This is a genomic window from Pseudomonas nunensis (genome assembly GCF_024296925.1).
GTDB classification, from domain to species: Bacteria; Pseudomonadota; Gammaproteobacteria; order Pseudomonadales; family Pseudomonadaceae; genus Aquipseudomonas; species Aquipseudomonas nunensis.
The window spans coordinates 391,396-417,964 of record NZ_CP101125.1; the positions used below are offsets into that span (position 1 = coordinate 391,396).

27 protein-coding genes are annotated in these 26,569 nt (G+C 60.2%); 16 read left to right on the top strand and 11 right to left on the bottom strand.

Annotated features, from left to right (window positions below):
* Positions 1-759 precede the first annotated feature (759 nt).
* Positions 760-1,008, top strand: a complete 249-nt coding sequence (locus NK667_RS01825) for a DUF6124 family protein (RefSeq protein WP_054045773.1) — start codon at positions 760-762, stop codon at positions 1,006-1,008.
* A gap of 202 nt (positions 1,009-1,210) precedes the next feature.
* On the opposite strand, the gene NK667_RS01830 is transcribed toward NK667_RS01825, so the two are convergent.
* The 3 genes from NK667_RS01830 to NK667_RS01840 form a co-directional block, all read right to left on the bottom strand.
* Entirely contained in the window at positions 1,211-1,807 is a 597-nt protein-coding gene (locus NK667_RS01830; RefSeq protein WP_008034365.1) for a superoxide dismutase, read from the bottom strand.
* 177 nt (positions 1,808-1,984) lie between these two features.
* Entirely contained in the window at positions 1,985-2,587 is a 603-nt protein-coding gene (locus tag NK667_RS01835; protein ID WP_054613687.1) for a LysE/ArgO family amino acid transporter, read from the bottom strand.
* 6 nt (positions 2,588-2,593) lie between these two features.
* The gene (locus NK667_RS01840; protein ID WP_054613688.1) at positions 2,594-2,995 is read right to left on the bottom strand and encodes an ACT domain-containing protein; all 402 of its coding nucleotides are present in this window, start codon (positions 2,993-2,995) and stop codon (positions 2,594-2,596) included.
* Between the two features lie 96 nt (positions 2,996-3,091).
* On the opposite strand from NK667_RS01840, the gene NK667_RS01845 reads away from it, so the two are divergent.
* From NK667_RS01845 to NK667_RS01860, 4 genes are all read left to right on the top strand, one after another.
* The gene (locus tag NK667_RS01845) at positions 3,092-3,985 is read left to right on the top strand and encodes a LysR family transcriptional regulator ArgP (RefSeq protein ID WP_054613689.1); all 894 of its coding nucleotides are present in this window, start codon (positions 3,092-3,094) and stop codon (positions 3,983-3,985) included.
* 54 nt (positions 3,986-4,039) lie between these two features.
* On the top strand, positions 4,040-5,032 hold the full coding sequence (locus NK667_RS01850; protein WP_054045126.1) for an NAD-dependent epimerase/dehydratase family protein: 993 nt from the start codon (positions 4,040-4,042) through the stop codon (positions 5,030-5,032).
* 119 nt (positions 5,033-5,151) lie between these two features.
* Positions 5,152-5,991, top strand: a complete 840-nt coding sequence (locus NK667_RS01855; RefSeq protein WP_054045123.1) for a hypothetical protein — start codon at positions 5,152-5,154, stop codon at positions 5,989-5,991.
* A 256-nt stretch (positions 5,992-6,247) separates the two neighbouring features.
* Entirely contained in the window at positions 6,248-7,096 is an 849-nt protein-coding gene (locus NK667_RS01860; protein ID WP_054613690.1) for a cache domain-containing protein, read from the top strand.
* Positions 7,097-7,231: 135 nt separating this feature from the next.
* Here NK667_RS01860 and NK667_RS01865 read toward each other — a convergent pair whose 3' ends face one another.
* Together NK667_RS01865 and pobA are read right to left on the bottom strand one after the other, a co-directional pair.
* Positions 7,232-8,749, bottom strand: a complete 1,518-nt coding sequence (locus NK667_RS01865) for an MDR family MFS transporter (protein WP_054613691.1) — start codon at positions 8,747-8,749, stop codon at positions 7,232-7,234.
* Positions 8,750-8,829: 80 nt separating this feature from the next.
* Positions 8,830-10,014 carry a 4-hydroxybenzoate 3-monooxygenase gene (pobA, locus tag NK667_RS01870; RefSeq protein ID WP_413786138.1) on the bottom strand — a complete coding sequence of 395 codons (1,185 nt, stop codon included), beginning with the start codon at positions 10,012-10,014 and terminating at the stop codon, positions 8,830-8,832.
* A 188-nt stretch (positions 10,015-10,202) separates the two neighbouring features.
* Here pobA and NK667_RS01875 point away from each other — a divergent pair, with 188 nt between their 5' ends.
* Positions 10,203-11,099: a helix-turn-helix domain-containing protein gene (locus NK667_RS01875; RefSeq protein WP_054045115.1), complete on the top strand. Its 897-nt coding sequence runs from the start codon at positions 10,203-10,205 to the stop codon at positions 11,097-11,099.
* 9 nt (positions 11,100-11,108) lie between these two features.
* Here NK667_RS01875 and NK667_RS01880 read toward each other — a convergent pair whose 3' ends face one another.
* Entirely contained in the window at positions 11,109-11,285 is a 177-nt protein-coding gene (locus tag NK667_RS01880) for a hypothetical protein (RefSeq protein WP_166656028.1), read from the bottom strand.
* A 355-nt stretch (positions 11,286-11,640) separates the two neighbouring features.
* On the bottom strand, positions 11,641-12,546 hold the full coding sequence (locus NK667_RS01885) for a LysR family transcriptional regulator (RefSeq protein ID WP_054613693.1): 906 nt from the start codon (positions 12,544-12,546) through the stop codon (positions 11,641-11,643).
* Positions 12,547-12,812: 266 nt separating this feature from the next.
* Here NK667_RS01885 and NK667_RS01890 point away from each other — a divergent pair, with 266 nt between their 5' ends.
* The gene (locus NK667_RS01890) at positions 12,813-13,694 is read left to right on the top strand and encodes an MBL fold metallo-hydrolase (protein WP_054613694.1); all 882 of its coding nucleotides are present in this window, start codon (positions 12,813-12,815) and stop codon (positions 13,692-13,694) included.
* A gap of 216 nt (positions 13,695-13,910) precedes the next feature.
* Positions 13,911-14,525, top strand: a complete 615-nt coding sequence (locus NK667_RS01895) for an NAD(P)-dependent oxidoreductase (protein WP_054613695.1) — start codon at positions 13,911-13,913, stop codon at positions 14,523-14,525.
* Between the two features lie 164 nt (positions 14,526-14,689).
* On the opposite strand, the gene NK667_RS01900 is transcribed toward NK667_RS01895, so the two are convergent.
* On the bottom strand, positions 14,690-15,571 hold the full coding sequence (locus tag NK667_RS01900) for a LysR substrate-binding domain-containing protein (protein ID WP_054045108.1): 882 nt from the start codon (positions 15,569-15,571) through the stop codon (positions 14,690-14,692).
* Between the two features lie 159 nt (positions 15,572-15,730).
* On the opposite strand from NK667_RS01900, the gene NK667_RS01905 reads away from it, so the two are divergent.
* From NK667_RS01905 to NK667_RS01930, 6 genes are all read left to right on the top strand, one after another.
* Positions 15,731-17,368 (top strand): 5-guanidino-2-oxopentanoate decarboxylase, encoded by a 1,638-nt coding sequence (locus NK667_RS01905; protein ID WP_054613696.1) that lies wholly within the window; start codon positions 15,731-15,733, stop codon positions 17,366-17,368.
* The gene (locus tag NK667_RS01910) at positions 17,365-18,813 is read left to right on the top strand and encodes an aldehyde dehydrogenase family protein (protein WP_054613697.1); all 1,449 of its coding nucleotides are present in this window, start codon (positions 17,365-17,367) and stop codon (positions 18,811-18,813) included. The genes NK667_RS01905 and NK667_RS01910 overlap by 4 nt, the downstream gene beginning before the upstream one ends.
* A 217-nt stretch (positions 18,814-19,030) precedes the next feature.
* Positions 19,031-20,134 (top strand): ABC transporter substrate-binding protein, encoded by a 1,104-nt coding sequence (locus NK667_RS01915; RefSeq protein ID WP_054045101.1) that lies wholly within the window; start codon positions 19,031-19,033, stop codon positions 20,132-20,134.
* A gap of 195 nt (positions 20,135-20,329) precedes the next feature.
* Positions 20,330-21,241: an ABC transporter permease gene (locus tag NK667_RS01920; protein WP_054045100.1), complete on the top strand. Its 912-nt coding sequence runs from the start codon at positions 20,330-20,332 to the stop codon at positions 21,239-21,241.
* The gene (locus NK667_RS01925) at positions 21,238-22,086 is read left to right on the top strand and encodes an ABC transporter permease (protein WP_054613698.1); all 849 of its coding nucleotides are present in this window, start codon (positions 21,238-21,240) and stop codon (positions 22,084-22,086) included. Before NK667_RS01920 ends, NK667_RS01925 begins: the two co-directional genes overlap by 4 nt.
* A gap of 15 nt (positions 22,087-22,101) precedes the next feature.
* Positions 22,102-23,157, top strand: coding sequence for an ABC transporter ATP-binding protein (locus NK667_RS01930; protein WP_054045096.1), 1,056 nt, complete (start codon positions 22,102-22,104; stop codon positions 23,155-23,157).
* Between the two features lie 136 nt (positions 23,158-23,293).
* On the opposite strand, the gene NK667_RS01935 is transcribed toward NK667_RS01930, so the two are convergent.
* Positions 23,294-24,223: an AraC family transcriptional regulator gene (locus NK667_RS01935; protein ID WP_054045094.1), complete on the bottom strand. Its 930-nt coding sequence runs from the start codon at positions 24,221-24,223 to the stop codon at positions 23,294-23,296.
* Positions 24,224-24,559: 336 nt separating this feature from the next.
* On the opposite strand from NK667_RS01935, the gene NK667_RS01940 reads away from it, so the two are divergent.
* Together NK667_RS01940 and NK667_RS01945 are read left to right on the top strand one after the other, a co-directional pair.
* Complete coding sequence (locus NK667_RS01940) at positions 24,560-24,913, top strand: putative quinol monooxygenase (protein ID WP_054045091.1); 354 nt, start codon at positions 24,560-24,562, stop codon at positions 24,911-24,913.
* 41 nt (positions 24,914-24,954) lie between these two features.
* Positions 24,955-25,185, top strand: coding sequence for a hypothetical protein (locus tag NK667_RS01945; protein WP_054045089.1), 231 nt, complete (start codon positions 24,955-24,957; stop codon positions 25,183-25,185).
* On the opposite strand, the gene NK667_RS01950 is transcribed toward NK667_RS01945, so the two are convergent.
* Entirely contained in the window at positions 25,186-25,815 is a 630-nt protein-coding gene (locus NK667_RS01950; protein WP_054613699.1) for a flavin reductase family protein, read from the bottom strand.
* 254 nt (positions 25,816-26,069) lie between these two features.
* Positions 26,070-26,303, bottom strand: a complete 234-nt coding sequence (locus NK667_RS01955) for a hypothetical protein (RefSeq protein WP_054045085.1) — start codon at positions 26,301-26,303, stop codon at positions 26,070-26,072.
* Between the last annotated feature and the right edge of the window lie 266 nt (positions 26,304-26,569).

Here is a 26,569-nt window from a genome sequence, read left to right on the forward strand (position 1 = left end):
TTACGGCGAGTCCCTTTGGCAAACGCCCCAAAGGAACCAAAGGTCTTGCCCCTGGCGTCCGGCCCCTCGCTTAGGCTCGGCGTGCCTTCGTTCCGGTATTCATCTGGGGGCATCGCCTACGGTCGGCTTCGCTTCGACCTCCTCTCGATGTGTTCGACTTCGTCGAACGGCGCTGCGCGCCTGCCCCCCAGATGAACACCTCCACTCAGCCTCCCGAAAGGGGCGGGTAGGGCAAGATCAAGAGCTACAGGCGAGCTAACGCTCGGCCTTGAGTGGTGAGGAGCGGGGCGGTGCATGCCGCTCTGCTTTTGCTTCTGTAGGAGCATGGCTTGCCCGCGAAGGCGTCCTGACAGACGACCAACCTCTCCCGAATGCCCTCGATCAATTTGTGGGAGCGAGCCTGCTCGCGAAGGCGTCCGCGCAGGCAACGAATAGGTCTGTTTAAACATGTGTGAAAAAACCGGACCTTTCCCACGAGGTTTTCAGGTTGCCCGTAGGAAGCGGGATGAATAACCTTTTGGGTGTCGCTGAAAACTCAGCGATCGGGTGTGAGAACCCGGCAAGTCATAGTCATCCAGTGCCAGTATCCGCATAATTGCCGCCAGTTTATCGGCTGCATATGCGTTATGGCGGCTGTGTGCGGGCAGACTTCGGTCTGGCCGGGTGTCTATGACCGGTTTCTCACCTCGCACATAGCTGCCACCTCTTTGTCGCGTGAGAAACGGCAAGGGATTGGTACTCAACGTCATAGGCATTCCCTTGGATAAATTAATCCCAGACCCACCCTACAAACCCGACTCCATGTTCAATGTCTCCCTGGATAAGAACATCGAATCCCTCCTGGCCCACGCCTGTGAATCGTTAGCCTCGGCGAATGTCCTGGCCAGTGATTTTGCCACCTACCTGAGCGGCTCCCAGCGCAGTACGGCAATGGCGATTGCGCAGGTGGTCATGCTGGCGCAACTGGCCGTTAACCGGGCGTTGGATATTGTCGATCCGCAGGATTAGGTGTTCCCCCTGTGGGAGCGAGCTTGCTCGCGATGGCGGCCTCACATTCAACATCTCTGCAACAGACAAACCGCTATCGCGAGCAAGCTCGCTCCCACAGGTACAGCGGTGTCGTTGATTGCGACGGCGATCTGATAGGAGAAACTTTTCCAACGCCCATAAAAAAACCCGACATAAGCCGGGTTTTTCTTGGGCATCGATCTTAAGCGGTGAAGGTTTTGCCTTCGAACTGCTCAGCCACGAATTTCCAGTTGACCAGGTTCCAGAACGCTTCGACATACTTCGGGCGAACGTTGCGGTAGTCGATGTAGTAAGCGTGTTCCCAGACGTCGCAGGTCAGCAGCGGGGTGTCGCCGTTGGTCAGCGGGTTGCCGGCGCCGATGGTGCTGGCCAGGGCCAGGGAACCGTCAGCCTTTTTCACCAGCCAGCCCCAGCCGGAACCGAAGGTGCCGATCGAGGTTTTGCTGAATTCTTCTTTGAACTTGTCGAACGAACCGAACGAAGCGTTGATGGCTTCAGCCAGGGCGCCGGTAGGTTGACCGCCGGCGTTTGGTGCCAGGCAGTTCCAGTAGAAGGTGTGGTTCCAGACCTGAGCGGCGTTGTTGAAGATACCGCCCGAAGAAGATTTGACGATCTCTTCCAGGGTCTTGCCTTCGAACTCGGTGCCTGGCACCAGGTTGTTCAGGTTCACGACGTAGGTGTTGTGGTGCTTGTCGTGGTGGTATTCCAGTGTTTCCTTGGAAATGTGCGGCTGCAGGGCATCGTGTGCGTAGGGCAGCGGCGGCAATTCGAAAGCCATGATGATTCTCCTAATCAGGTCAGTTGCGGTGAGCGCAAGGCCGATCACGGGCGGCCAGACAAGCGCCGGGGAGTTTGTACTCTTTGCGGCGCATCGAACCGGATCATAGCACCGGGGGTGCGGCATAACCACGCAACAACTGTGTGGAATAGAGGTTCCAGAGCCTTTTGGAATAAATCACGCACTGGTGATCAGTTGGGCTGCTACGGTGAACATCATTACGGCCACCAACAAGTCGAGAATCCGCCAGGTGCTTGGCCGTGCGAGCCACGGGGCCAGCCATGCGGCGCCGAGGGCCAGGGTGAAAAACCATAATAATGAAGCACTCGCCGCGCCGACCACATAGGCGCCCGGTTCGGTCTGTTGTGCACCGAGGGAGCCGATCAGCAACACCGTATCCAGATAAACATGCGGGTTCAGCAGCGTTACCGCCAAGGCACTGAGCAGCACCGCCCGCAGCGAACGCACGGTCTGGTTTTCGCCCTGATCAAGGCTTTGTTTCGAGCAGGCCCGACGCAGCGCCTGGCTGCCGTACCAAATCAGGAATACCGCGCCGCCCCAACGCGCCACTGCCAGCAGCGTGGGGTTATGCGCCAGCACCGTCGCCAGACCGAACACGCCTGCGGCTACCAGCAGCGCATCGCAAACGACGCACAGTGCCGCCACCGGCAAGTGATGTTCGCGGCGCAGACTTTGCGCCAGCACAAATGCGTTCTGGGTGCCGATCGCCATGATCAGCCCCGCCGCGACCAACAGGCCGTTTACATAGCTTTGCCACATAAGGTTCTACTCCGCGTTGGCTGCCAGGTCCCGCAGCACTTGCATGGCGCGTTCGGCGTCGACCTGACCGACGAACAAATGGTCGTGGTAGTAGCCGGCAATCACGTTGCAACTGATCCCGGCTTTTCCGAGCGCCGAGGCGAACGCGGCGGTCAGGCCCACGGCTTCGAGGGCGGAGTGCACGTTCAAGGTGATCCACGCGGCGACGTAGTCGAAGCTGAAACCGGCTCTTTCGGCGTGGGATTTTTCCAGAATGACCGTCAGGCCCTCCTGCTCGCGAAAGCTGCCGATGATTTCCAGACCTGCCGGCAGTGCGCCATCGGGCAGGGTGCAAAACACGAATTCGCCGGCGTTGAGTTGCGGGCTCATGCTGCGCAGCAGGGTCGCCAATGAAGTTTCGCCAGCCATGTTGGTATTCCTTGTTCAAGAGTTCTTGCTGGCCATTCTCCGGCGCGAAGCTGTATAAGAAAAACCAATAGTGCTGATCGCTCATTAGGAAAACTGATGTTCGACTATAAATTGCTTTCTGCCTTGGCCGCCGTGGTCGAGCAGACCGGATTCGAACGTGCCGCCCAGGTGCTGGGTTTGTCGCAATCGGCGATCTCCCAGCGCATCAAATTGCTGGAAGCGCGGATTGGCCAACCGGTGTTGGTGCGGGCGACGCCGCCAGCGCCGACTGAGATCGGTCGGCGATTGCTCAACCATGTGCAGCAGGTGCGCCTGCTCGAGCGGGATTTGCTGACCCTGGTGCCGGCGCTGGATGAAGAGGGCCTGCCGGAGCGCCTGCGCATTGCCCTCAACGCCGACAGCCTCGCCACTTGGTGGGCCGATGCGGTGGGGGATTTTTGCGCCGAGCAACATTTGCTGATGGACTTGGTCGTTGAGGACCAGACCGTGGGCCTCAAACGCATGCGCGCCGGGGAAGTAGCGGCGTGTCTGTGTGCCAGCGAACGCCCGGTGGCCGGTGCCCGCAGCGTGTTGTTGGGCGCCATGCGTTATCGGGCGCTGGCCAGTCCGGCATTCGTTGCCCGGCATTTCCCCCAAGGCGTGCGTGCCGAATTGTTGCCGCGCACCCCGGCGCTGGTGTTTGGCCCGGACGATTTCCTGCAGCATCGCTACCTCGCGTCCTTGGGCGTGGACGGCGGTTTCGAGCACCATTTGTGCCCATCGTCCGAAGGCTTTATCCGCCTCACGGAAGCCGGGCTCGGCTGGGGACTGGTGCCGGAGTTGCAGGTGCGCGAGCAACTGCAACGCGGTGTTTTAGTGGAGCTTTTGCCAGATAAGCCAATCGATGTGCCGCTGTACTGGCATCATTGGCGCAATGGCGGTCAGCTTTTGGGTTTACTCACTGACCAATTGGTACGTTCGTCGAAGCAATGGCTGGTGCCGTTGGACTGACGGGCAGCGTCAAGACTCACGCATTACGCAAAACGAAAGACATCGGAGCTCTAAATGAAAATTCTGGTCACCGGCGCAAGCGGCTTCATTGGCGGGCGCTTTGCGCGTTTCGCCCTGGAGCAGGGCCTGGACGTACGGGTCAACGGTCGCCGGGCCGAAAGTGTCGAGCACCTGGTGCGCCGAGGCGCCGAATTTATCCAGGGTGACTTGAGCGACCCGGAATTGGTACGCGGCCTGTGCTCGGACGTTGACGCTGTGGTGCATTGCGCCGGCGCCGTCGGTTTGTGGGGGCGTTATCAGGACTTTCACCTGGGCAACGTCCAGGTCACCGAAAACGTGGTCGAGGCCTGTTTAAAGCAGCGGGTTCGGCGTCTGGTGCATTTGTCGTCGCCGTCGATCTACTTCGATGGCCGCGATCATTTGGGCCTGACCGAAGAGCAGGTGCCCAAGCGCTTCAAGCATCACTACGCGGCGACCAAATACCTCGCCGAGCAGAAGGTCTTCGGCGCCCAAGAGTTCGGTCTCGAAACCATTGCCCTGCGTCCGCGTTTCGTCACTGGCGCCGGCGACATGAGCATCTTCCCGCGCCTGTTGAAGATGCAGCGCAAGGGACGTCTGGCGATTGTCGGCAACGGCCTGAACAAGGTCGATTTCACCAGCATGCAAAACCTCAACGAAGCGTTGCTCAGCAGTTTGCTGGCCAGCGGTTCGGCGCTGGGCAAGGCCTACAACATCAGCAACGGCGCGCCGGTGCCGTTGTGGGATGTGGTCAATTACGTGATGCGCAAAATGGACGTCCCACAGGTCACGCGCTACCGTTCCTACGGCTTGGCCTACAGCGTTGCGGCGCTCAATGAAGGTGTGTGCAAACTCTGGCCGGGGCGTCCCGAGCCGACGCTGTCGCGCCTGGGCATGCAAGTGATGAACAAAAATTTCACGTTGGACATCAGCCGCGCCCGGCATTATCTGGACTACGATCCGAAAGTCAGTCTGTGGACCGCCCTTGATGAGTTCTGCGGCTGGTGGAAGGCGCAGGACATTCGTTAAGTGGCGCCGGAGCTGTCCCGACACTGAACCGAGTGCAGGGTTGAGGGTCAACCCATGCGGCTGTGGGGGGTATACTTCGCCGCATCAAGCCATTACCGAGTTTCACAAAGGTTGCCTCAATGTCCATGCGTAATGATGCCAACGACGACTTCGACGATGTACCGAGCCTGCGTGCCGACCCCCTCGATGACGATGATTTCCCGCCGACCGTGCGCACCACCGTGCATTCGCGGCCTGTGCCCGTGGTTAAAGTCAAAAGCGCCAGCACCGGCCCGTTGTGGGCATTGGTCGGCGCCTTGTTCTTCGCGTTCGCGGGCCTGGCCTGGTGGAGCTTCCAGCAGATTTCGCTGATGGAGCAGCAACTGGTGGCGACCCAGGAAAGTTTCGCGCGGATCAGTGAGGAAGCAGCGGGGCGCTTGCAGGACATTTCGGGCAAGGTAGTCGCCAGTCAGTCCAACGTCAGCAGCGACAGCGAAGCGCTGAAACTGCAGATCAAGCAACTGGAAAGCAAACTTCAGGATCAGAGCCAGGCCCAGCTGGGCGTGGTCGGTCAGACCAGCGAACTGGACAAGCGCCTGGCCCAGATGACTGCGCAAACCACCGCGCAAACTGCGGCCAATACGCAGTTGCAGACTCAGGTCAAAACCCTGAGTGATGAGCTGACGGCCCTGAAAAGCGCGCCGGCTGACACCAGCAAAGTCGACGCCGAGCTGAAAAACCTCAACGCTGATATCGCGGCGCTGAAGAAACAGGGCAATCCGACAGCGGCGATTGATCGCCTGGAACAGGAAATCGTTGTGCTCAAAAGCGAGCAGGACAACCGCCCGGCCGCCGTCGCCCCAAGCGCCGCCAACACCGCCGAGTTCGACGCCTTCCGCGCCCAGACCACGCGCAACCTCAACACCCTGCAAGCGCAGATCCAGAACCTGCAACAACAGATCAACGCCCGGGCGAAATAGCCCGGCATACCACTCTTATGGCGGGCGGGCTTCTGTGGCGAGGGAGCTTGCTCCCGCTCGGCTGCGCAGCAGTCGCAAAACCTGAGAGCGCGGTGTGTCTGGTCCACTGCTGGGGAGCGCTTCGCACTCCAGCGGGAGCAAGCTCCCTCGCCACAAGAGCCCGATGCATTGTCTCTAACCTGTGATTCCTGAATACCCATACATATCCCCAACCCGTCTACGCTCTTGAAACATCAACAAGAACGAGGGATGCGCTATGGGGTTTGTGCACAAGATGGCCTGGCTGGTGGGGATGCTGTTGCTGAGCCTGGGCCAGGTTCAGGCGGCCACGGCGCCTAAGGATGACAGTCAGGCCGCCCGGGCCTTGCTGGAGAAAGCCCTGGCGTACTACCACGACAACGGCGACAAGGCCTTCGCGGCGTTCAGCCGTCAGGGCGAATTTGTCGACAAGGACCGTTACGTGTTTGTGGTCGATACCAAAGGCGTAATGCTCGCCAGCGGTGGGCCGTCCTCGGCGTTGATCGGGCGGGATGTGTCCGAGATGCTGCCGCCGGATATGCAGAAAGCCTTCAAGGACGCCTTGAAGGTGCCGGAAGGCAACGGCATCCAACAGGCCGAATACCGTTGGCAGAACTGGGCCGACGGCAAGGTCGAACGCAAGCATGTGTTCTATCAGCGCATCGGCCAGCGGATTCTGGCGGTCGGTTACTACGTGCCCCGGGCCTCGGCGGAACAGGCAATGGCCTTGCTGAATAAAGCGGCTATCGACTTGGGCAAGGACGAGAAGGGCACGCTGACGGCGATCAACTCCCTCAAGGGCGGGTACTTGCAGGACGATCTGTATGTGTTCGTGGTGGACCTGGATAACCAGCGCTACGTTGCCCATGGCACCAATCTGCGGCTGATCAATACCGACTTCAGCAAGATCAACGACCCGGAAGGCAAGCCCGTGGGCGAACCGATTTTGGCGTTGATCGCCAAGCAGGATCAGGGTGAATACGCCTATCGCTGGAAGAATCCGGTGACCGGGAAGGTTGAGGATAAGCATGCGTACCTGAAAAAGGTCGGGCATTTTCTGGTGGCTGTCGGGTATTACAGCCCTTGAATCGTAGGGCCTGATAGACCGCTTTCGCGAGCAAGCCCGCTCCCACAGTGGATCTCCGTCTAACACAAAATTTGTGATCACTGGAGATCCCATGTGGGAGCGAGCTTGCTCGCGATTGCAGGCGACTCGGTCCCTCTATCGAACCTTATCCTCGCGCCCGCGCAACACCTTGTTCGGCATCGCAATCGCCGCCGCCAACCCCAGCAACGACACCGCCGCGCTGACCATCAGCAAATGCCGGAACGTCAGCAGCAACTCTGCACGCAAGGCATTCTGCGCATCCCCCGGTGCGGCGTTCAAACCATCCAGCAACACATTCCCTGAATGCCCCTCGCCAATCAGCGTCGAGCCGCTCAGGTGGGCGAAGCTCGAATCCTGCAACAGCGCGAGCAACAGCGCCGACATCAATGCCACCCCCACCGCGCCGCCCAACGAGCGGAACAGGTTGGTGGTGCTGGTGGCGACGCCGATGTCCCGTTGCTCCACCGAATTCTGCGTCCCCACCAACGAAGTCGGGAACTGCATGCCGCTGGCGATCCCGCTGAGCAACATAAACAGGCTGCTCATCAATAACGCCTGGGGCGCACTGAACGCCATGCCGAGAATCGAGAGCGGCATCAACAACGCGCCGGTCAGGATCATCGGCTTGTAGCGCCCGGTCACCGAGGTACGACGACCGGCAAAATAGGCGCCGATCGGCAAACCAATCGCCAGTGGCAAGAGGTGCAACGCGGCGCTGTCAGCCCCGGCGCCGGTGACGCTCTGGAAGCGCAGCGGCATCAGCACGATCAGGGAAATCGCCTGGAAACTGGTGAAGAAAATCGTGCACCAGCAAAAGATCGCATTGCGGTTGGCGAACAAATGCATTGGCAGCAACGGCTCCCGCGCTCGCCGCTCATGCCAGACGAACACCGCCAATACCAACACCGCGCAAGCGAGCAACCCGAGCACTTCGGCACTGCGCCATGAATGGCCTTGGCCGACTTGGGTGATGCCGAGCAACAACGCGGTCAAGCCGATGATCATCAGCACCGTGCCGAGGTAATCAATGATCGGCTTGCGCTGCGGCACCGGCAGCCCGACCAGCGTGCGATTGGCCACCAGCCACGCACCCAGGCCCAGCGGCAAGTTGATCAGGAATACCCAACGCCACGACAGGTACTCGGTCATGTAACCGCCCAACACCGGTCCGGCAACGCTGGCCACCGCGTACATGCTGCTGAAGTAACCCTGATAACGACCGCGCTCCCGGGGCGGGACGATGTCGCCGATGATCGCCTGGCTGACCGAAATCATCCCGCCAGCGCCAATGCCTTGAATGATCCGCGCCAGCACCAGTTGCTCCATGCTCTGGGCCATGCCGCAAAAGAACGAAGCGATGGTGAACAGCCCCATGCCGAACAGCATCAACTTGCGCCGACCGTACAGATCGCCGAGCTTGCCGTAGATCGGCACTGCCACGGTCATCGCCACCATGTAGCCGGAAATCACCCAGGCCAACAGGCTGACGTCCTTGAACTGCGCGGAAATCGCCGGCATCGACACGGCGACGATGGTTTGGTCCAGCGCACCGAGAAAGATCGCCAGCATCAGGGCGATCAGCACGCTGCGAATGGCCGGTTTGGGCGTGTCAGGCTGGTTCAGATTGGTCACGGTAAAACCTGCGGGCAGTGATTGTCCCGCAAGAGGCAAGGCGAGCGGGATAGTGCTCGCCAGTGTAAGTCGGTAGCAGGCTATTCGATAGCCTCGTATGGAAGTCCGACGTAATTTTCTGCAATGGTTTTTCGGCCGGCTTCGGAGTTGACGAAGTAGTCCAGCTCGGAGGCGCTGATGCGCTGGGTGAAAGCATCGTGCTCGTCGAAGCGGTGCAGCATCGAAGTCATCCACCAGGAAAACCGCTCGGCTTTCCAGACCCGGCGCAGACAGATTTCAGAGTATTTCTCCAGCAGGTCCACGCGCCCATCGCGGTAAACCTTCAGCAGAATATTGAACAGCGTGCTGACGTCGCTGGCGGCCAGGTTCAAGCCTTTGGCGCCGGTGGGCGGGACGATGTGCGCGGCGTCGCCGACCAAAAACATGCGTCCGTATTGCATTGGCTCGACCACAAAGCTGCGCAGCGGCGCGATGCTTTTTTCGATGGACGGCCCGGTGACCAGTTTGTCCGCCAAGGCCTGGGGCAGGCGGGATTTGAGTTCATTCCAGAAACGCTGATCGGACCAATCCTCGACCTGCTCCTCGGACGGCACCTGCAGGTAATAGCGGGTGCGGGTCGCCGAACGCATGCTGCACAGGGCAAAGCCCCGTTCGTGGCGGGCGTAGACCAGTTCTTCGTGGACCGGCGGGGTGTCGGCCAGAATCCCCAGCCAACCGAACGGATACACCCGCTCGAACACCTTCAGGCTCTCGGCGGGAATCGACTGGCGCGCCACGCCGTGGAAACCATCACAGCCGGCGATGTAGTCGCAATCGAGGCGATACGTCTCGCCGTCCTTGTCGAAGGTGACAAAGGTTTCATCGGTTTTCATGCCGTGGGGGACGACGTTGCTCGCTTGATAAATTGTCTGTGCGCCAGCGTCCCGACGGGCGGCCATCAGGTCGCGGGTGACTTCGGTCTGGCCGTAGATCATCACGGTTTTGCCGCCGGTCAGGGCCTGCAGATCGATGTGCACCTGGCGACCATCGAGGGCCAGGTCGAAGCCGCCATGCACCAACCCTTCGGCGTCCATGCGCTGACCCACGCCAGCCTGGCGCAGGAGCTCTACCATGCCTTGTTCGAGGACGCCGGCGCGAATTCGGCCGAGCACATAATCGGGTGTCTGGCGTTCGAGAATGACGGTGTCGATGCCGGCGTTGTGCAGCAATTGGCCGAGCAATAAACCGGACGGACCGGCGCCAATGATGGCGATTTGGGTTTTCAGCGTTTTCATTGTTTTTATGACTCGCAAGCTTCACGCGACCAGGGCCGGTGAATAATTTTTATGGATCGAGTGCTTGCATTTTTCCCTCGCGAGTCTGTCAATTGAAGGTGAAAACTGAGCCGATACCTGTACATTCTGCCAATCGGTGCGATTATCGCCCCGTCTACCTCGAGGCCTGGATTGAAGTGATGAACAAGCCTGACCTGCCTTCGATTCCGGTGTTCAAGCTCTACGGTGAAAGCCTGGACTGGCCGACCCCCGACTTGTTGCACTGTGAAACCATTTCCAAACGCAGCCGCGAACATCAATGGGAAATCAAACCCCACCGCCACGCTGATCTGTGCCAATTACTCTTCGTCTTCAAAGGTCAGGCAGAGCTTGAAATCGAAGGGAAACGCACACAACTGACCGAGCCGGCGATGCTGATCCTGCCGCCGCTGTCAGTGCACGGTTATCGTTTTTCCGAGGACGTCGAAGGATTTGTCGTAACCCTCGCCGCGCCGCTGGTGGCGCATTTGCAGTCGCAACTGGGCAATTCGGTGAATGCCCTGGCCCAGGCCGAAAGCTATCCGGCGGGCAAGGACAGCGAGTACCTCAACAGCCTGTTTGCCGCGCTGCAAAGCGAATACACCGGCCATCAACCGGCCCGGGAAATGCTCATGCATTCCCTGGTCAGCGTGATCATGGTCTGGGTCAGCCGCCAGGTGCTCCAGCGCCGCAGCGCCACTCAGCGTCCGCAGCGGGCGCGGGAATACCTCAACGGTTTTATTCAACTGGTGGAAGAGACCTACCGCCAGCACGTCAAGGTCGAGGACCTGGCCCATCGGCTGGGGATTTCCGTGTCCCACCTCAACGGCACGTGCCGAGAGCTGGCGGGGCAACCGGCGTTGCAGATCATGCACGAGCGGCAGTTGCTGGAGGCCAAGCGCTTGCTGACCTATACCAGCATGACCATTTATGAAATGTCCGACGTGTTGGGGTTTTCCGATCCGACCAACTTCACGCGTCTGTTTCGACGCCGGGTGGGGATCTCGCCCAAGGCGTTCCGCGACCGCTTGAAGGCCGATCAGGACAACGAGGCCTGACGGGCTGCGTTAGCGCAGGGCGTTGAGGGTCGCGTTGTGGGGAATGCAGCGTTCGTAGTTGCAGCTCGCAAACTCACGGGGCAGGTTTCGCAACTGCTCGACCCGCCAGGCTGCGGTGCCATACAGCGCCAGCGTCGCCGCGCAGGTGATGAAAATGGCGAGGTATCTTCTTGTTCTGATGTTCATGGCGTTGACCTCTGAACGAATACCCTTGGGTACTTACATTCAGCATAGGTCAGCGCTCATGAGTTGCCAGCCAGTCGGGTCATGGATGTAACCCGATATTCAGAACACTGATATCTCCCTTGTGGGAGCGGGCTTGCTCGCGAAAGCGGTGTGTCAGGCAACGTTGATATCGACTGACACGACGCCTTCGCGAGCAAGCCCGCTCCCACAGGGGATTTTTGTGTTTGGTGGGATGGCATTTATTCCGCCAGACCATTGTGGGAGCGAGCCTGCTCGCGAAGGCGATTATTCATTCAACACTGATGTTGACTGATCCACCGCTTTCGCGAGCAGGCTCGCTCCCACATTGATCTCCTTAAAGTCCTATATCCCAGGCAGGTTCTTCGGGGAATCTGAGCACCAGGAAGTCCAGCATGCTGCGCATCGTCGCCGGCATGTGCTTGCGGGAGGCGTAGACCGCGTACATGTTCATCTGCCGGGGTTCGGCGTGGGGCAGCAGGCGGATCAGTTCGCCGCTGTGGATGTGCACGCCGGCCTGGTAGCTGGGCAGCATCGCCACGCCGGCACCGGCCATGGTCGCGCGCAGCAGGGTGCTGGCCTCGTTGGCGCTGATGTTGCCCTGCACCGGCACCGACACTTGCTCGCCGTCCTGCTCGAAATGCCAGAGGCTTTTGCCGAAGTAGGAGTGGGTCAGGCAGTTGTGCTGGCTCAAGTCCTCGACCCGTTGCGGCGTCGGGTGTTCTTGCAGGTAAGCCGGGGAGGCGCAGATCACCGAGCGGCACACCGTCAATCGGCGGGCAATCAGGTTCGGGTCGAGATCGTTGCTGGTGCGGATCGCCAAGTCGATGCGCTCGTCCACCAGGTTCACCGTACGGTCGATCATCTGCATGTCGATGCTGACGCCGGGGTAGCGCTTGACGTAATCAGCCATGGCGTCCGCCAGTTGTGCCTGGCCGAATGAGGTGCTGACGCTGATGCGCAGCAGGCCACGGGGCGCTTCGTCCGGTTCGCTGATGGCGGCCTGCATGTCGGTGGAAAGATCGAGCATCTGCCGACAGCGCGGCAGGATTTCGCTGCCCGCCGCCGTAAGGCTCAATTTACGCGTAGTGCGATGCATCAGCCGGGCGCCTACCCAATCTTCCAGTTCCGCCAGATAGCGCGACACCACGGGCCGTGACAGGTCCAGGTGATCGGCCGCCGCCGACTGGCTGCCCAGGTCCACCACCGCGACAAACACTTGCATTGCTTGAAGCCGATCCATGATTTGCCCACTTTTAGAAACAAACTATGTTCCAGCATCGCATTTTTTGTACCGAGTTTGGCAACTAAGCTCTGTGCCCTATAGGAACTCGTAGGACCTTGTAGGAGCTGTGTAGGAGCTGTCGAGTGAAACGAGGCTGCGATCTTTCGAGGTTTACTTGAATCTGAAGCGAAAGATCAAAAGATCGCAGCCTCGTTTCACTCGACAGCTCCTACCAGCTCCTACACAGCCATCGGCCGCCCTGGCCATCGATAACGGAGCTATAGATGATCGGTTTCACCGCACTCAAGCGCATTCTTCTGGCAACCGCCACTCTCGGTTTCGCGGCCCACGCGGCAGCGGCCTCGACCTTGACCCTGGATGTCTACAACCCCGGCGACAAAGCGATTTTCCCGGTGACTTCGGTGCTGGTCAGCGGCGAGAAAGACGCGATCCTGGTGGACGCGCAATTCGGTAAATCCCAGGCCGAGCAAGTGGTGCAGAAGATCCGCGCCAGCGGCAAGCAACTGACCACCATCTACATCAGCCACGGCGACCCGGATTACTACTTCGGCCTCGACACCCTGACCACCGCGTTCCCGAACGCCAAAGTGCTGGCCTCGCAGCCGACCGTGGATCACATCAAAAAAACCGTCGAGGGCAAACTCGCCTTCTGGGGCCCGAAAATGGGCGCTGACGTGCCGGCCAAAACCATCGTGCCGGGCGTGCTCAAGGGCAACAGCCTGCTGCTCGAAGGGCAGAAATTGCAGGTGATCGGTCTGGACGGGAAGCAACCGGATCGCAGCTTTGTGTGGATTCCGTCGATCAAGGCTGTGGTCGGTGGTGTGGTTGTCGCGGAGAACATCCATGTATGGATGGCCGACACCCAAACCGCGCAGTCCCACGCCGATTGGCTGACGACCCTGCATTCGATCGAAACCCTGAAACCGACAACCATCATGCCGGGTCACTACCTGGGTGAGAGCGCTCGTTCCCTGGCGGCTGTGAAGTTCACTGCTGACTACATCAAGGCCTTCGACGAAGAAACTGCCAAGGCCAAGGATTCTGCTGAACTGATCGCAGCGATGAAAAAACGCTACCCAAACCTGGGCGAAGAAAGCTCGCTGGAACTGAGCGCCAAAGTCGCGAAGGGCGAGATGAAGTGGTAAACGGATTTAGTGATTGAAGGGCTTTTGTGGCGAGGGAGCTTGCTGTGGCGAGGGGGCTTGCCCCCGTTGGAGTGCGAAGCGCTCCCCCTGCATACCTTCAGTCACTCCGTATCTAGAGGTTTTGCGACTGCTTCGCAGCCGAACGGGGGGCAAGCCCCCTCGCCACAAAGGTTTCGTTGTTCACACGCTTCACATATCCCCAAACTGGAGAACGTCATGAGCAAAATCGCAATCATCGGTGCCACCGGTCGTGCCGGTAGCCAACTGTTGGAAGAAGCCCTGCGTCGCGGTCACAGCGTTACCGCCATCGCCCGCGACACCTCGAAAATCGGCCAGCGTGCCGGTGTGGTCAGCAAGAATGTCGATGCCCTGGATGCCGAAGCGCTGCAAGCCGCGGTCGCCGGTCATGATGTGGTGATCAGCGCTGCACACTTCTCGACCCTGTCGGCCAGCGCCGTGATCGGGCCAGTGAAGAAGGCCGGGGTTAAGCGTCTGTTGGTGGTGGGTGGTGCCGGTTCGTTGCTGCTACCGAATGGCGGTCGTGTGATCGACAGCGAAGGCTTCCCGGAGGAGTACAAGGCTGAAGCCAGTGCTGGCGCGTTGTTCCTGGAAAACCTGCGCAAAGAGCAGGAACTGGACTGGACGTTTGTGTCGCCATCGGCGGAGTTTGTTGAGGGTGAACGCACCGGCAAATTCCGCATCGGTAAAGACGATTTGCTGGTAAGTGCTGAAGGGCGCAGCTGGATCACGTTTGCCGATTATGCGATCGCGCTGCTGGATGAAGTTGAATCGCCGAAGCATTCGCGGCAGCGGTTTGCGGTCGGCTACTAAGCCGCTGATGGACGCTAACTTGTAGCAGCTGGCGAAGCCTGCATTCGGCTGCGAAGCGGTCGTAAACCCGGTATCTACGGTGTTTCTGACATACCGAGGTGAATGGTTTTACGACTGCTGCGCAGCCGAACGCAGGCTTCGCCAGCTGCTACGGTGGCTTCGGTTCAGCGGGCTTGAGCCTGCTCCACTAACCACCCCAACAATTCCTGCAACTTCGGTGAAGGTGCCGGCTTCTGCGGCAATACCAGGTAATACCCCAGCCCGGTTTTCACCTTCAATTCGAACGGCATGACCAACCGCCCGGCGCTCAAGTCATCGCCGATCAACGACCAATCCCCAATCGCCACACCCGTCCCTTGGGACGCCATCGACATCGCCAGATCCAGCGTTTCGAAATGTTGACCCTTGCTGACATTGTTCAAGTGCACATCGGCGCTGGCCAGCCACGCCTTCCAGTCCCGTTCGTCGCGGGTGGGGTGCAGCAGCATGTGTTGTTCCAGATCTTCCGGCGCCTGCAACGGCACCGGTCCTTCGAGATAGGGTTTGGAACACACCGGCGTCAGTTGCTCATCGAACAACCGATGGGACGCCAGTGACGTCTCCGGCGGTACGCCATAGATCACCGCTGCATCGAACTGCTCGCGATGAAAATCCACGCCATGGCGCACGGTGGTGGTCAACTCCACTGGCACATCCGGTCGTTCCTTTTGCCATTGCATCAGGCGCGGCAACAACCAGCGCATGACGCAGGTCGGGGCCTTGAGTTGCAGGGTTTCGCGCTTGGCGCCGATCTGTTCTACCGCCTCGCCGATCAGGCCGAAAATCTGCTGCACCCGTGGCAGCCACTCGCGTCCTTCAGCGGTTAAATCGAGGCCGCGGGCCTGGCGGATAAACAACTCATAACCCAGATGGTCTTCCAGCCCGGCGATCTGGCGACTCACCGCGCCCTGGGTGATGTGCAACTGCTCGGCGGCCCGGGTGAAGTTGCAGCACTGTGCCGTGATCAGAAAAGTGTGCAGGGCGGGCAGGGGAGGCAGTCGTTTCATGAGGACCCAAGGTATGACGTGAGGACATGGCTAGTATGACTTTTTATCCATTGTTGCGGCTACGTGTCGCCCGTTCCAATGAGGCCATCCCTGGGCTTGCCTTCGCATCATAAACACTGCGCAGGCCCGGCGTCTCAAACGAACAAGAAGGGCAAAGACATGGCGACGTGCGGCGAAGTATTGGTCAAGTTACTTGAAGACTACGGGGTCGAGCAGGTGTTCGGCATTCCCGGGGTGCATACCGTTGAGCTGTATCGCGGGCTGGCCCGTTCGAGTATCAACCACGTCACCCCGCGTCACGAACAGGGCGCCGGTTTCATGGCCGACGGCTATGCGCGCACCAGCGGCAAACCGGGCGTGTGCTTCATTATTACGGGTCCTGGCATGACCAACATCACTACGGCGATGGGCCAGGCGTATGCCGATTCGATCCCGATGCTGGTGATCTCCAGCGTGCAGACCCGCAACCAGTTGGGCGGCGGGCGCGGCAAGCTGCATGAGCTGCCGAACCAGAGCGCATTGGTCGGCGGCGTGGCGGCGTTCTCCCACACCCTGATGTCGGCGTCGGAATTGCCGGGCGTGTTGGCCCGTGCATTCGCGCTGTTCCAGGCCGGGCGTCCGCGCCCAGTGCACATCGAAATCCCGTTGGACGTGCTGGTCGAAGAAGCTGACGACCTGCTCGCCAGTGTCCCGGTCAACATCGACCGCGCCGGTGCTGCGCCGACCGCCGTGTCGCGCATGACCGAATTGCTGGCCGGCGCCAAACGCCCGCTGATCCTGGCCGGTGGCGGCGCCATCGATGCCGCCGCCGAGCTGACGGAACTGGCTGAATTGCTCGACGCGCCGGTCGCACTGACCATCAATGCCAAGGGCATGCTGGAATCTAATCATCCGCTGCTGATCGGTTCGACCCAAAGCCTGGTCGCCACCCGCGCCCTGGTGGCCGAGGCTGACGTGGTGCTGGCGATCGGCACTGAACTGGCCGAAACCGATTACGACGTGACCTTCGCTGGCGGTTTCGAAATCCCCGGCGAACTGCTGCGCGTCGACATCGACCCGGACCAGACCGTGCGCAACTACCCGCCGCACGTGGCGCTGGTGTCCGACTCGCGCAATGCCGCCCAAGCCTTGCTCAGTGCCTTGTCCCACAAATCCCTGGCCGAGCGCCGCAACGATTGGGGCCAGGTGCGTGCCGCGCGTCTGCGTGAAGAACTGGCCGCGTCCTGGGATGCGCCGACCCTGGCCCAGACCCGTTTCCTCGAAACCGTGCTGCACGAACTGCCGGACGCGGTGTTTGTCGGCGATTCGACCCAACCGGTGTACACCGGCAACCTGACCTTCAACCCCGAGCGTCCGCGCCGCTGGTTCAACTCGTCCACCGGTTACGGCACCTTGGGTTACGCCTTGCCGGCAGCGATTGGCGCCTGGCTCGGTGGCAGCGTCGAGGGCGGTTCGCGTCCTCCAGTGGTGTGCCTGATCGGCGACGGCGGCCTGCAATTCACCCTGCCGGAACTGGCCAGCGCCGTCGAAGCGCGCACGCCGGTGATCGTCCTGCTGTGGAATAACCAGGGCTACGAAGAGATCAAGAAATACATGGTCAACCGCGCCATCGAACCGGTGGGCGTGGACATCTACACCCCGGACTTTATCGGAGTGGCCAAGGCTTTGGGCTGTGCGGCAGAAGCGGTCAACGGTGTCGAGCAACTGCGCAGCGCCTTGCGTGCCGCCACGGATCGTCAAGGTCCGACCCTGATTGAAATCGATCAGACCCAGTGGATGAAGGCGGTGTCGAAATGAGTTTTCCAACCACTCTGGACGGTCTGTACATCGACGGCCAATGGTCTGCTGGCCAAGAACACTTGCGCGTGATCAACCCGGCCACCGAAGCCCTGTTGACCACTGTGAATGGCGGCGATGAAAAAGCTGTCGATCAAGCGGTTCGTGCGGCGACTAATGCGTTCAGCGATTGGTCGAAAACCACCGGCAGCGAGCGCGGTGCGATCCTGCGCCGCATCGCCGCTGGCGTTGCGGCCGGTCGCGAACAACTGATGCATTTGCAGTCGAGCAACAACGGCAAGCCACTGTTCGAAGCAGCCATCGACGTCGACGACGTGATCGTCACGTTCGAGTACTACGCCGGTCTGGCCGAAGGTCTGGATGCCAAGCAGGACAGCAGCGTCGAATTGCCAACCGACGACTTCAGCGCACGCCTGCGCCGTGAGCCGTGTGGCGTCGTCGGCCTGATCGTGCCGTGGAATTTTCCGATGGTCACCACCGCCTGGAAACTCGCACCGGCCCTGGCTGCCGGGTGCTGCGTGGTGCTCAAGCCGTCGGAAGTCACGCCGCTGCCGGAGCTGGAACTGGCCGCGATCATCGCCGAGGCCGGGTTACCTAAAGGCGTGTTCAACCTGGTGTGCGGTACCGGTTTGGCCGTTGGTGCGCCACTGTCCGCTGATCCGCGCATCGCCAAGATTTCCTTCACCGGCAGCAATGCGGTGGGCGTCCAAGTGATGCAACGGGCCGCCGAAACCGTGAAGGGTGTAAGCCTGGAACTCGGCGGCAAATCCTCGCTGCTGGTACTCAAGGACGCTGATATCGAACTGGCTGTTGAAGTCGCCTGTGGCGGCGGTTTCTTCAATGCCGGGCAGATGTGTTCCGCCACCAGCCGCGTGCTGGTCGCCGATGAACTGGCGGATGAGTTCCTGATTCGTTTGCAGGCCCGCGCCGAAGCGATTCGTGTCGCCGACCCGTTCGACCCGAACGTGGAAATGGGCGCACTGGTCAATCAGGCGCAATACCAGCGCGTGCTGGGCCACATCGATCGAGGTTTGAGCATCGGCGCCAAGCTGATCTGCGGCGGCAATCGTCCCGCCGATCTGCCACGCGGATATTTTTTGCAGCCGACAATCTTCACCGAAGTGCCCCTCGACAGTGCGCTGTGGTGTGAAGAGATTTTCGGGCCAGTGATTTGCGTGCGCAGTTTTGCTTCCGAAGCCGAGGCGATTGCCCTGGCCAACGACAGCCAGTTCGGCCTGGTGGCCAGCGTGGTCAGCCGTGACGCCGAAGCCGCGGATCGGGTCGCCAACGCCCTGCAAGCGGGCCTTGTGTGGATCAACGCGCCGCAAGTGATCTTCCCGCAGACCGCGTGGGGTGGTTACAAGCAGAGCAGCATCGGCCGCGAATTGGGGCCGTGGGGCTTGCAGGCTTTCCAGGAAATCAAACATGTGATTCGCGCCGTCTGAAGGCACGAAAAAGGTGAGTGCATGCCTCGTATCGAGGCATGCACTGGTGTCATGGCTTCGATGAGTTTTTATCGATAGTCAGGTGTTTTGCACGACCTCAGGATGAACTCACTGGTTCTGCCAAGCCCCCGAAAATACGAGGGATAAAGCCGATCCGGCCGCGCGGATGCAACAGTTTCGACCTGCCTTATACCTACAAAAACAAAGGGAGTCCGTAATGGGCGAGCATGATCTGAACAGACGTCAATTCATCAAAACCGTGGGTGTGGCCTCGGTGGCAGCGGCGGCCATGAGCTTGCCCTTCGTCAAGGCCAACGCCAGCGACACCCGCTTTCAGGGCAAGACCCTGCGTTTGCTGACTTGGTCCGATGACACCGGGCTGGCGGCACTGCGCAATATCGCGGCGACTTTCGAAGCCAAGTACGGCTGCAAGGTTATCGCTGACCGCACCGGCAGCACCTCGGAAATGGTCGCCAAACTCAAGGCCGGCGGTGATCGTCCGCAGTACGACATCATCACTTTGGCCGGCGTCGGCGCTGAAGGCCTGGCCGCCGCTGACTTGCTGGAAAAACCCGACCTCAACCGCATCCCCAACCTGGTGGACGTGCCGGAGAAATACCGCACCGGCGCCAACGGTCACGGCATCGGTTACCTGTTGTGGTGCAACAGCCTGGTCTACAGCACTCGCACCCAGACCGAGGCGCCAACCAGCTACGCCGCGCTGTGGGATGCCGAACTGGCACCGAACATCTTCCTGCCGCCGCCGAACTGGACCGAAGCGATGGACCTGATCATCATCGCCGCCAAACTGGCCGGGGGTGACGAACACAACATCGAGCCGGGCTTCAAGAAACTCGCCGAGCTGAAGGATCGCGTCGTCACGTTGGGCGAAAACCCGAACCAGATTGCCGAGCTGTTCCGCACCGGTTCCCTGGACATGGGCGGCCTCTACGCTCCGGCGTTTTTTCCGAAACAGATCCGCGACCCGAACTACGGCCTGGGCGCCACTTTCGGCATGAAGGAAGGTTTCTACACCGACCTGATGCTCTCGGTGATGCCGAAGAATCGTCCGGGCGACACCGACCTGGCCTATGCCTTCATCAACCACTCCCTGGACCCGCTGGTGCAGGGCAAGATGGCCGAAGACATCTACAACGGTCCGGTCAACGCCAAGGCAATCATCTCCGCCGAAGCGCGCAAGAGCCCGTTCATCCTTACGCCAGAGCAGATTGCCGACAAGGCGATCATGCACGACAACGCCTTCCTGGCCACCGTGCATGACCAATGGATTCGTCGCTACACGGAAATCTTTTCTTCCTGATCGAGTGGTGAACACTGATTTCGAAATCACCACAAATCCCCTGTGGGAGCGGGCTTGCTCGCGAATGCAATCTGTCAGTCGCCATGGATATTGACTGACCCACCGCTTTCGCGAGCAAGCCCGCTCCCACAAGGAGATGGAGGTGGATTCAAAAGTGGTGTTTACCAGCTGCTTTCCATTGACGAGACCCTTGCTATGGAACACCAACCACATCTGACTCATCCGGTCGCCGTCGCGCCAGCGCGTTCGCGCCGGGGTGTGTCGCCGACTACCCGCGCCTGGCTTTTCCTGTCGCCGTCGATGCTGTTTCTCGGCGTGCTGATTGCCGCCAGCCTGCTGGTGCTGCGCATGAGCGTCGGCACCAAGGGCGCGGAGTGGACCGGGTTCAGCCTCGCCAGCTACGCGCAGTTGCTGGAACCCTACTACCTCAAATCCCTGATGCTGACCCTGCGCCTGGCGTTGTTCAGCGCGGTGATCGCGGTGCTGTTGGCGATCCCGGTGGCCTACACCATGTCGCGGCTGACCTCGCCGTTCGTGCGACGGATTTTCCTCGCGGCGGTGTTGCTGCCGTTGCTGGTCAACCTGCTGCTGCAAAGCTACGGCTGGCTAGTGATTCTCGGCCCGGCCGGGATGCTCAATCAGGCGCTGTTGGGGCTGGGCCTGATCAAGCGACCGATCATGCTGCTCTACAACCAGAACGGCGTGTTGATGGGTCTGGTGCAAACCGCGTTCCCATTGGCCGTGTTACCGATTGCCAGCGCCATGCGCGGTGTGGCGCGCACCTATGAAGAAGCCGCCGCGACCCTCGGTGCCAGTCGCTTCCAGGTGTTCCGCCAGGTGGTGTTGCCGATGAGTTTGCCGGGGATCATCACCGGCGCGACGTTGGTGTTCGCCTACAACGCCAGCAGTTTCGTGGTGCCGTTGCTGCTCGGTGGCCGTCGCGTGCCGATGCTAGCGGTGATGGTGCATGACCAGATCGCCCCGCTGATGAACTGGCCCGCGGCGTCCGCTGCCGGTGTGGTGCTGATTGTCACGACGCTGGCGATCATGACCTTGTCCGAATACATCACGGGCCGTCGTCGGCGCATGCTGGAGGCTTCGCAATGAGTACGTTGACCAAGAAACGTTATGGCCTGCTGCCGGGCGAAACCGGCAAGTTCGCCGGCATCCTCTCAGGCTTCATCCTGCTGTTGGCGGTGTTGCCGATTCTGACGATGATCGTGATGTCGTTCAGCGGCGCGTCGAACCTCGACTTCCCGCCCAGCAGCTACAGCCTGCAATGGTATCGCGCGGCCTGGCAGACCTTTGTCTCGCCGGACGCCAGCGATGTGCTGAGCCTCGGCAAAGCCATGACCACCAGCCTGATGGTCGCGTGCCTGACCATGGTCTTCGCCACGATCATCGCGGTGCCGGCGGCTTATGCGCTGACCCGTTGCGAGTTCCGTGGCAAAGCCGTGGCGTTGCAATTGATGTCGCTGCCACTGGTGTTCCCGATGGTGGTGTTGGGCCTGGCGCTGCTGCTGGTGTTCGACAGCCTGCCGTTCCAGATCACCACCTCGCGGTTGGTGATTGCCCACGTGATCCTGGCGTTGCCATTCGTGGTGAAAAACTGCACCGCGGCGATGCTCTCCATCGGCAGCGAAGTCGAAGAGGCCGCGCAAATGCTCGGCGCCTCGCCGACCCGGGCGATTGTCGATGTGGTGGTGCCGCTGATGAAATCGGGGATTCTGGCGGGGATGCTGCTGGCGTTCATCGTCTCGTTCAACGAATTCACCGTGACCTATTTCCTCTACACCATCGACGTCATGACCGTGCCGATCTGGATGTACAGCCGCACCGTGTCATCCCTCGACCCAACCGTTTTCTCGTTTGCCGTGCTGATCGTGCTAATCGACTTCGTCCTGATCTGGGCGCTGGAGAAGCTGGTCGGTGAAGGTGGCGTTTCGTTCTGATTCTTGAGGTGCAACATGACTGGTCTGATTCTGGAAAACGTCGAGAAACATTACGGCTCGGCCTGCGCGGTAAAGGATGTAAACCTGCATTTGCCCGAGGGCAAACTGGTGTGTTTCCTCGGCCCGTCGGGCTGCGGCAAAACCACCTTGCTGCGGATGATCGCGGGGCTCGAAACCCTGTCCGGTGGCGAGATTCGCCTGGACGGCGAGGACATCGGCCACACCCCGGCGCACTTGCGCAACTTTGGCATGGTGTTCCAGTCGCTGGCGCTGTTCCCGCACATGACGGTGGGGGAGAACATCGCCTATCCGCTGAAACTGCGCGGCGTGAGCAAGGCTGATCAGCAGGCGCGGGTGGTGGAGTTGCTGGAACTGATTCAACTGAAGGAAATGATTGATCGCCCGGTGGCGAAACTCTCCGGCGGTCAACGTCAGCGCGTGGCGATTGCCCGGGCGATTGCCTCGCGGCCGAAGATCCTGCTGCTGGACGAGCCGCTGTCGGCGCTGGACGCCAAGTTGCGCGAATCGATGCAGGTGGAAATCCGTCAACTGCAACAGCGTCTAAACATCACCACGATCATGGTGACCCACGATCAGCGCGAGGCCATGACCATGGCCGATATCGTGGTCGTGTTGGGTGAGCATAAGGTGCAGCAAGTGGGCACGCCGATTGAAATCTACCGGCACCCGGCCAATGAATTCGTCGCGGACTTTATCGGCTCCGGCAACATCTTCCCGGCCACTGCGCTGGGCAATGGCAAGGTTGGATTGCCGGGTGGTGATGCACTGGAGGTGCCGATCTGCAGCAGCATTGTGGTCGGGGAGAAGATCAAGATGCTGATTCGCCCGGAAGACCTGCAACTGTCGCATCCGCAGGCGACGGCGGGGAATCGCTTGCTGGGCAAAGTGACGTTTGTGCGGGACATCGGCGCGACGATTGAAACGACGGTGGAGTGTTCCGGAGTGTCGTTTACCGCGTTGAGCACGCCGTGTCAGGGGTTTGGGTTGAGTATTGGCAATCCGGTTTCGGTGACCCTTCCGGCGGAGGCTTGTCGAGTCCTTAGCGCCTGACCTTTAGCACTGGGTTGTCTTTGCTGGCCTCTTCGCGAGCAAGCCCGCTCCCACATTGAATCTGTGGCGTTCACAAATCCAATGTGGGAGCGGGCTTGCTCGCGAAGGCGTCAGTCGCCACACCAAATAATCCGGATTAAACCGTCAATCGCAACCGCGCCAGATCCCTTAACGGCGGAGCGCCGAACAACCGGCTGTACTCCCGGCTGAATTGCGACGGACTTTCATACCCCACCCGATACCCCGCCGCCGACGCTTCCAGCCCTTCGGCGAGCATCAACCGCCGCGCCTCCTGCAAGCGCAGCTGCTTCTGATACTGCAACGGACTCATCGCCGTCATCGCCTTGAAGCGGTGATGCAGGGTCGACACGCTCAGGTTCACTTCCTTCGCCAGATCATCGATGCGCAGCGGCTGTTCATAGTGGCCGTTGAGCCATTTGATCGCCTGGCTGATGCGATGGCTCTGGCTGTTGGCGATGGCGATTTCATACAGGCGATGGCCCTGCTGGCTGCGCAACAGGCGATACAGGATCTCGCGGCGAATCAACGGCGCGAGCATGGCGATGTCTTTCGGGGTGTCGAGCAAACGCGCCAGGCGCAGCACCGCGTCGAGCATCGCGGCGTCCAGCCGTTCCACGTACAAGCCGCGCCCGGTGGGGCGGGTGGGTACGCCCATGGGCCCGGCGTCGGCGATCAGCGCGGTGATTTCAGCCGGGTCGATGTCCAGTCGCACGGCGAGGATCGGCTCTTCGGAGGTGATCGTCACCACGCGGCCGCTGACCGGCATCGACACCGACACCACCAGGTAATTGAGCGGGTCGTAGGTGAAGACCTCGTCGACCAGCCGAACCTCCTTGCGCCCTTGGGCCATGATGCACAGCGCCGGTTGCGCCAGCCCCGGAGAAAACTGGTGGGTCTGGCTGTAGCGGGACATGAACAGCGAGCCGACGGCAGTCGCATAATTGCCATCTTCCGTCGTGTTGCGGCGGATGATCGCGGCCAGTTCCTCGCGCTGTTTCTCCATGTCGGCGTCCAGCGGGGCTTCAAAGTGATCGAACGACGACATGCGGGGACTCCTCGTTGAGGCGTTGTTGATGGGGCAGAGCTTAAGTTTGTGCAATCGAGGGCGGTAGACACATCCTGCCTGATGCTTGCCTGATTCTGCACTGGGTTGTATCGATGCGTTGCCCTGGCAGTGCCGGCGGGTTGAAACTTGCTTGAAACCGCTGTGTCATCGGTGGGACATGCCTGGGGCGGCATTTCAGGGCGGTTTAGCCATCCTCGCAGGATTGTGCAACAAGCTGGCAGGAATCGACTAACGGCTTACCCTTCGCGCCGCCTAACCTTGGATCCTGTCGCAGCCCGTCCCTGGCTGCCTCGCAACTCCTTGGGAGGGTTGAACATGTCTACGCAAATTCCCGTCAGCCATATGGCCTTCGTTCGTGCCCGCGCCGGGCGTTCGGCGGAACTCGGTGCACGCCTGAGCGCGTTGATCGAGCCATCGCGCTCAGCCAGTGGTTGCCTGAGCTTTGCCCTGCAACACTCGCAATGCGATCCCGACCTGTGGCTGGTGTCCGGCTTCTGGACCCATCAACAGGCCATGACCGCGTATTTCAGCACCCCCGCCATGCAGGTTTTCGCCGATCTGGTGCAGGACTTGGTGGTCAACAGCCTGGATTTCCATACCTTCAAGGATGTTTCTGCGGCCCAGGCCCTTGGTCAGACCAAAGCACAGGTGCACAAACTGGTCGGTTGAGGGTTTAATGGCTGCATTCTCAATTAGCCAGGATGCGCGATATGGCACGCAAAGCCTTTGATCACTTCGAAGCTGTTTCCGCTGTAGTACCGGGCGAGGGTGGTTATCACGCCGCGATCGCCGTCAAAGCCATCGGTGGCACCGGTGCGCCACGCTTTCATAAAGTGCTTGAAGATCAAATCTTCAAGACGGCCAACGAAGCCGATCTGGCCGCCGCCAAAGAGCTGACCCGTCTCAAAGACGTCAAAGAAGACGCTGATCTGCTCTGGTAGTTATTTTTTCGCCCCTGGGCGATACATCTTGAACAATGCCTCTGGCCCCAGCTGAAAGTAATCCGCCGGCCCGCCGCCGCGCAGAATCGGTTCTGCCGCGGCGGTGTCGTACACCCCATCCTTCAACAGCCACTTGGCGATATGCACGGCGACCACTTCGCCGAGAATCAGCCAACTCGGCACCACATCCCCATCCGCACGCTGCAACTGAATGATCTGCGTGACCTTGCATTCGAAGGACACCGGGCTTTCAGCGACCCGTGGCACCTGAATGATGGTCGAGGCTGCTGGCGTCAATCCGGCCAACTCGAATTCGTTGGTTTCGGGTGAAACCATGGCGCAGCTCTGGTTCATCTGCTCGGCCAGTGGCCGGGTGGCGAGGTTCCAGGCGAACTCACCGGTCTGCTCGATGTTGTTCAGGCTGTCTTTGCGCCCGACACTGGAAAACCCAATGATCGGCGGAATGTAGTTGAACGCATTGAAGAAGCTGTAGGGCGCCAGGTTCAGGTGGCCGTTGGCATCTTGCGAGGAAATCCAGCCGATGGGGCGCGGGCCGACGATGGCGTTGAACGGGTCATGGGGCAGGCCGTGGCCGTTGGCGGGTTCGTAGTAGTGGATGTCGTCGGGCATGTCTGGGATTCCTGGGGCGGTGTTCGGGATGCGGCCATAGTGCTGGGATGAACGGTTTATTTCCAGTCGAACAGAGATCCCTGTGGGAGCGGGCTTGCTCGCGAAGAGGCCCTGTCAGTCAGCATTGATGTTGCCTGACACACCGCATTCGCGAGCAAGCCCGCTCCCACAGGTTGTGTGGTGGTTTTGGCAATTTGCTTACCCCAAAAACGACTAAGCCCGGCCGAAGCCGGGCTGTTCAATTCCTCCAGGTGTTAACCGATAGCACCCGCGGTGCCGGTTTTATCAAAGCCGTCAGCGGCGATCGCGCCGGCGGTGCCGGTGTGGTCAAAACCATCCGAGGCGACAGTGGCCGAGTGGGTTTGCTCGATGGCGGCAGTGGCGCCAGAGATGAAGTCAGCGGTGCCGGTTTTATCGGAACCATCGGCAGCGTAGGTGTTGGCCGCCAGTACGGTCAGGGCCAGGGCGAGGAACAGTTTGGTTTTCATGATAATAACTCCAGCTTCGTTAAAGTTGATTTAAAACTCCAGCTTCAGGCTAAAAGGTATCGATTAAGTCGATGTTAAGGCCGCTAAATGTTCGCGCTTTCAGTGCTTGAGCGGGCGTATCGCAGTTAATCGATCAGACAGGGTCAGGATGTGTGTCGAGCATTAACCGATGATTAATCCCGGATAACAGTTTTTTCATGTCCCAGGCCTTGGTGGTTTTTGGGGCTGCAATGGATATACGTGGGGAATGGGGGGATGGATGCGCG

Bases quoted from the DNA above. Each gene is read 5' to 3' on its own strand.
- NK667_RS01830 (WP_008034365.1), bottom strand. From the start codon at position 1,807: ATGGCTTTCGAATTGCCGCCGCTGCCCTACGCACACGATGCCCTGCAG.
- NK667_RS01835 (WP_054613687.1), bottom strand. From the start codon at position 2,587: ATGTGGCAAAGCTATGTAAACGGCCTGTTGGTCGCGGCGGGGCTGATC.
- NK667_RS01840 (WP_054613688.1), bottom strand. From the start codon at position 2,995: ATGGCTGGCGAAACTTCATTGGCGACCCTGCTGCGCAGCATGAGCCCG.
- NK667_RS01845 (WP_054613689.1), top strand. From the start codon at position 3,092: ATGTTCGACTATAAATTGCTTTCTGCCTTGGCCGCCGTGGTCGAGCAG.
- NK667_RS01850 (WP_054045126.1), top strand. From the start codon at position 4,040: ATGAAAATTCTGGTCACCGGCGCAAGCGGCTTCATTGGCGGGCGCTTT.
- NK667_RS01855 (WP_054045123.1), top strand. From the start codon at position 5,152: ATGTCCATGCGTAATGATGCCAACGACGACTTCGACGATGTACCGAGC.
- NK667_RS01860 (WP_054613690.1), top strand. From the start codon at position 6,248: ATGGGGTTTGTGCACAAGATGGCCTGGCTGGTGGGGATGCTGTTGCTG.
- NK667_RS01875 (WP_054045115.1), top strand. From the start codon at position 10,203: ATGAACAAGCCTGACCTGCCTTCGATTCCGGTGTTCAAGCTCTACGGT.
- NK667_RS01880 (WP_166656028.1), bottom strand. From the start codon at position 11,285: ATGAACATCAGAACAAGAAGATACCTCGCCATTTTCATCACCTGCGCG.
- NK667_RS01885 (WP_054613693.1), bottom strand. From the start codon at position 12,546: ATGGATCGGCTTCAAGCAATGCAAGTGTTTGTCGCGGTGGTGGACCTG.
- NK667_RS01890 (WP_054613694.1), top strand. From the start codon at position 12,813: ATGATCGGTTTCACCGCACTCAAGCGCATTCTTCTGGCAACCGCCACT.
- NK667_RS01895 (WP_054613695.1), top strand. From the start codon at position 13,911: ATGAGCAAAATCGCAATCATCGGTGCCACCGGTCGTGCCGGTAGCCAA.
- NK667_RS01900 (WP_054045108.1), bottom strand. From the start codon at position 15,571: ATGAAACGACTGCCTCCCCTGCCCGCCCTGCACACTTTTCTGATCACG.
- NK667_RS01905 (WP_054613696.1), top strand. From the start codon at position 15,731: ATGGCGACGTGCGGCGAAGTATTGGTCAAGTTACTTGAAGACTACGGG.
- NK667_RS01910 (WP_054613697.1), top strand. From the start codon at position 17,365: ATGAGTTTTCCAACCACTCTGGACGGTCTGTACATCGACGGCCAATGG.
- NK667_RS01915 (WP_054045101.1), top strand. From the start codon at position 19,031: ATGGGCGAGCATGATCTGAACAGACGTCAATTCATCAAAACCGTGGGT.
- NK667_RS01920 (WP_054045100.1), top strand. From the start codon at position 20,330: ATGGAACACCAACCACATCTGACTCATCCGGTCGCCGTCGCGCCAGCG.
- NK667_RS01925 (WP_054613698.1), top strand. From the start codon at position 21,238: ATGAGTACGTTGACCAAGAAACGTTATGGCCTGCTGCCGGGCGAAACC.
- NK667_RS01930 (WP_054045096.1), top strand. From the start codon at position 22,102: ATGACTGGTCTGATTCTGGAAAACGTCGAGAAACATTACGGCTCGGCC.
- NK667_RS01935 (WP_054045094.1), bottom strand. From the start codon at position 24,223: ATGTCGTCGTTCGATCACTTTGAAGCCCCGCTGGACGCCGACATGGAG.
- NK667_RS01940 (WP_054045091.1), top strand. From the start codon at position 24,560: ATGTCTACGCAAATTCCCGTCAGCCATATGGCCTTCGTTCGTGCCCGC.
- NK667_RS01945 (WP_054045089.1), top strand. From the start codon at position 24,955: ATGGCACGCAAAGCCTTTGATCACTTCGAAGCTGTTTCCGCTGTAGTA.
- NK667_RS01950 (WP_054613699.1), bottom strand. From the start codon at position 25,815: ATGCCCGACGACATCCACTACTACGAACCCGCCAACGGCCACGGCCTG.
- NK667_RS01955 (WP_054045085.1), bottom strand. From the start codon at position 26,303: ATGAAAACCAAACTGTTCCTCGCCCTGGCCCTGACCGTACTGGCGGCC.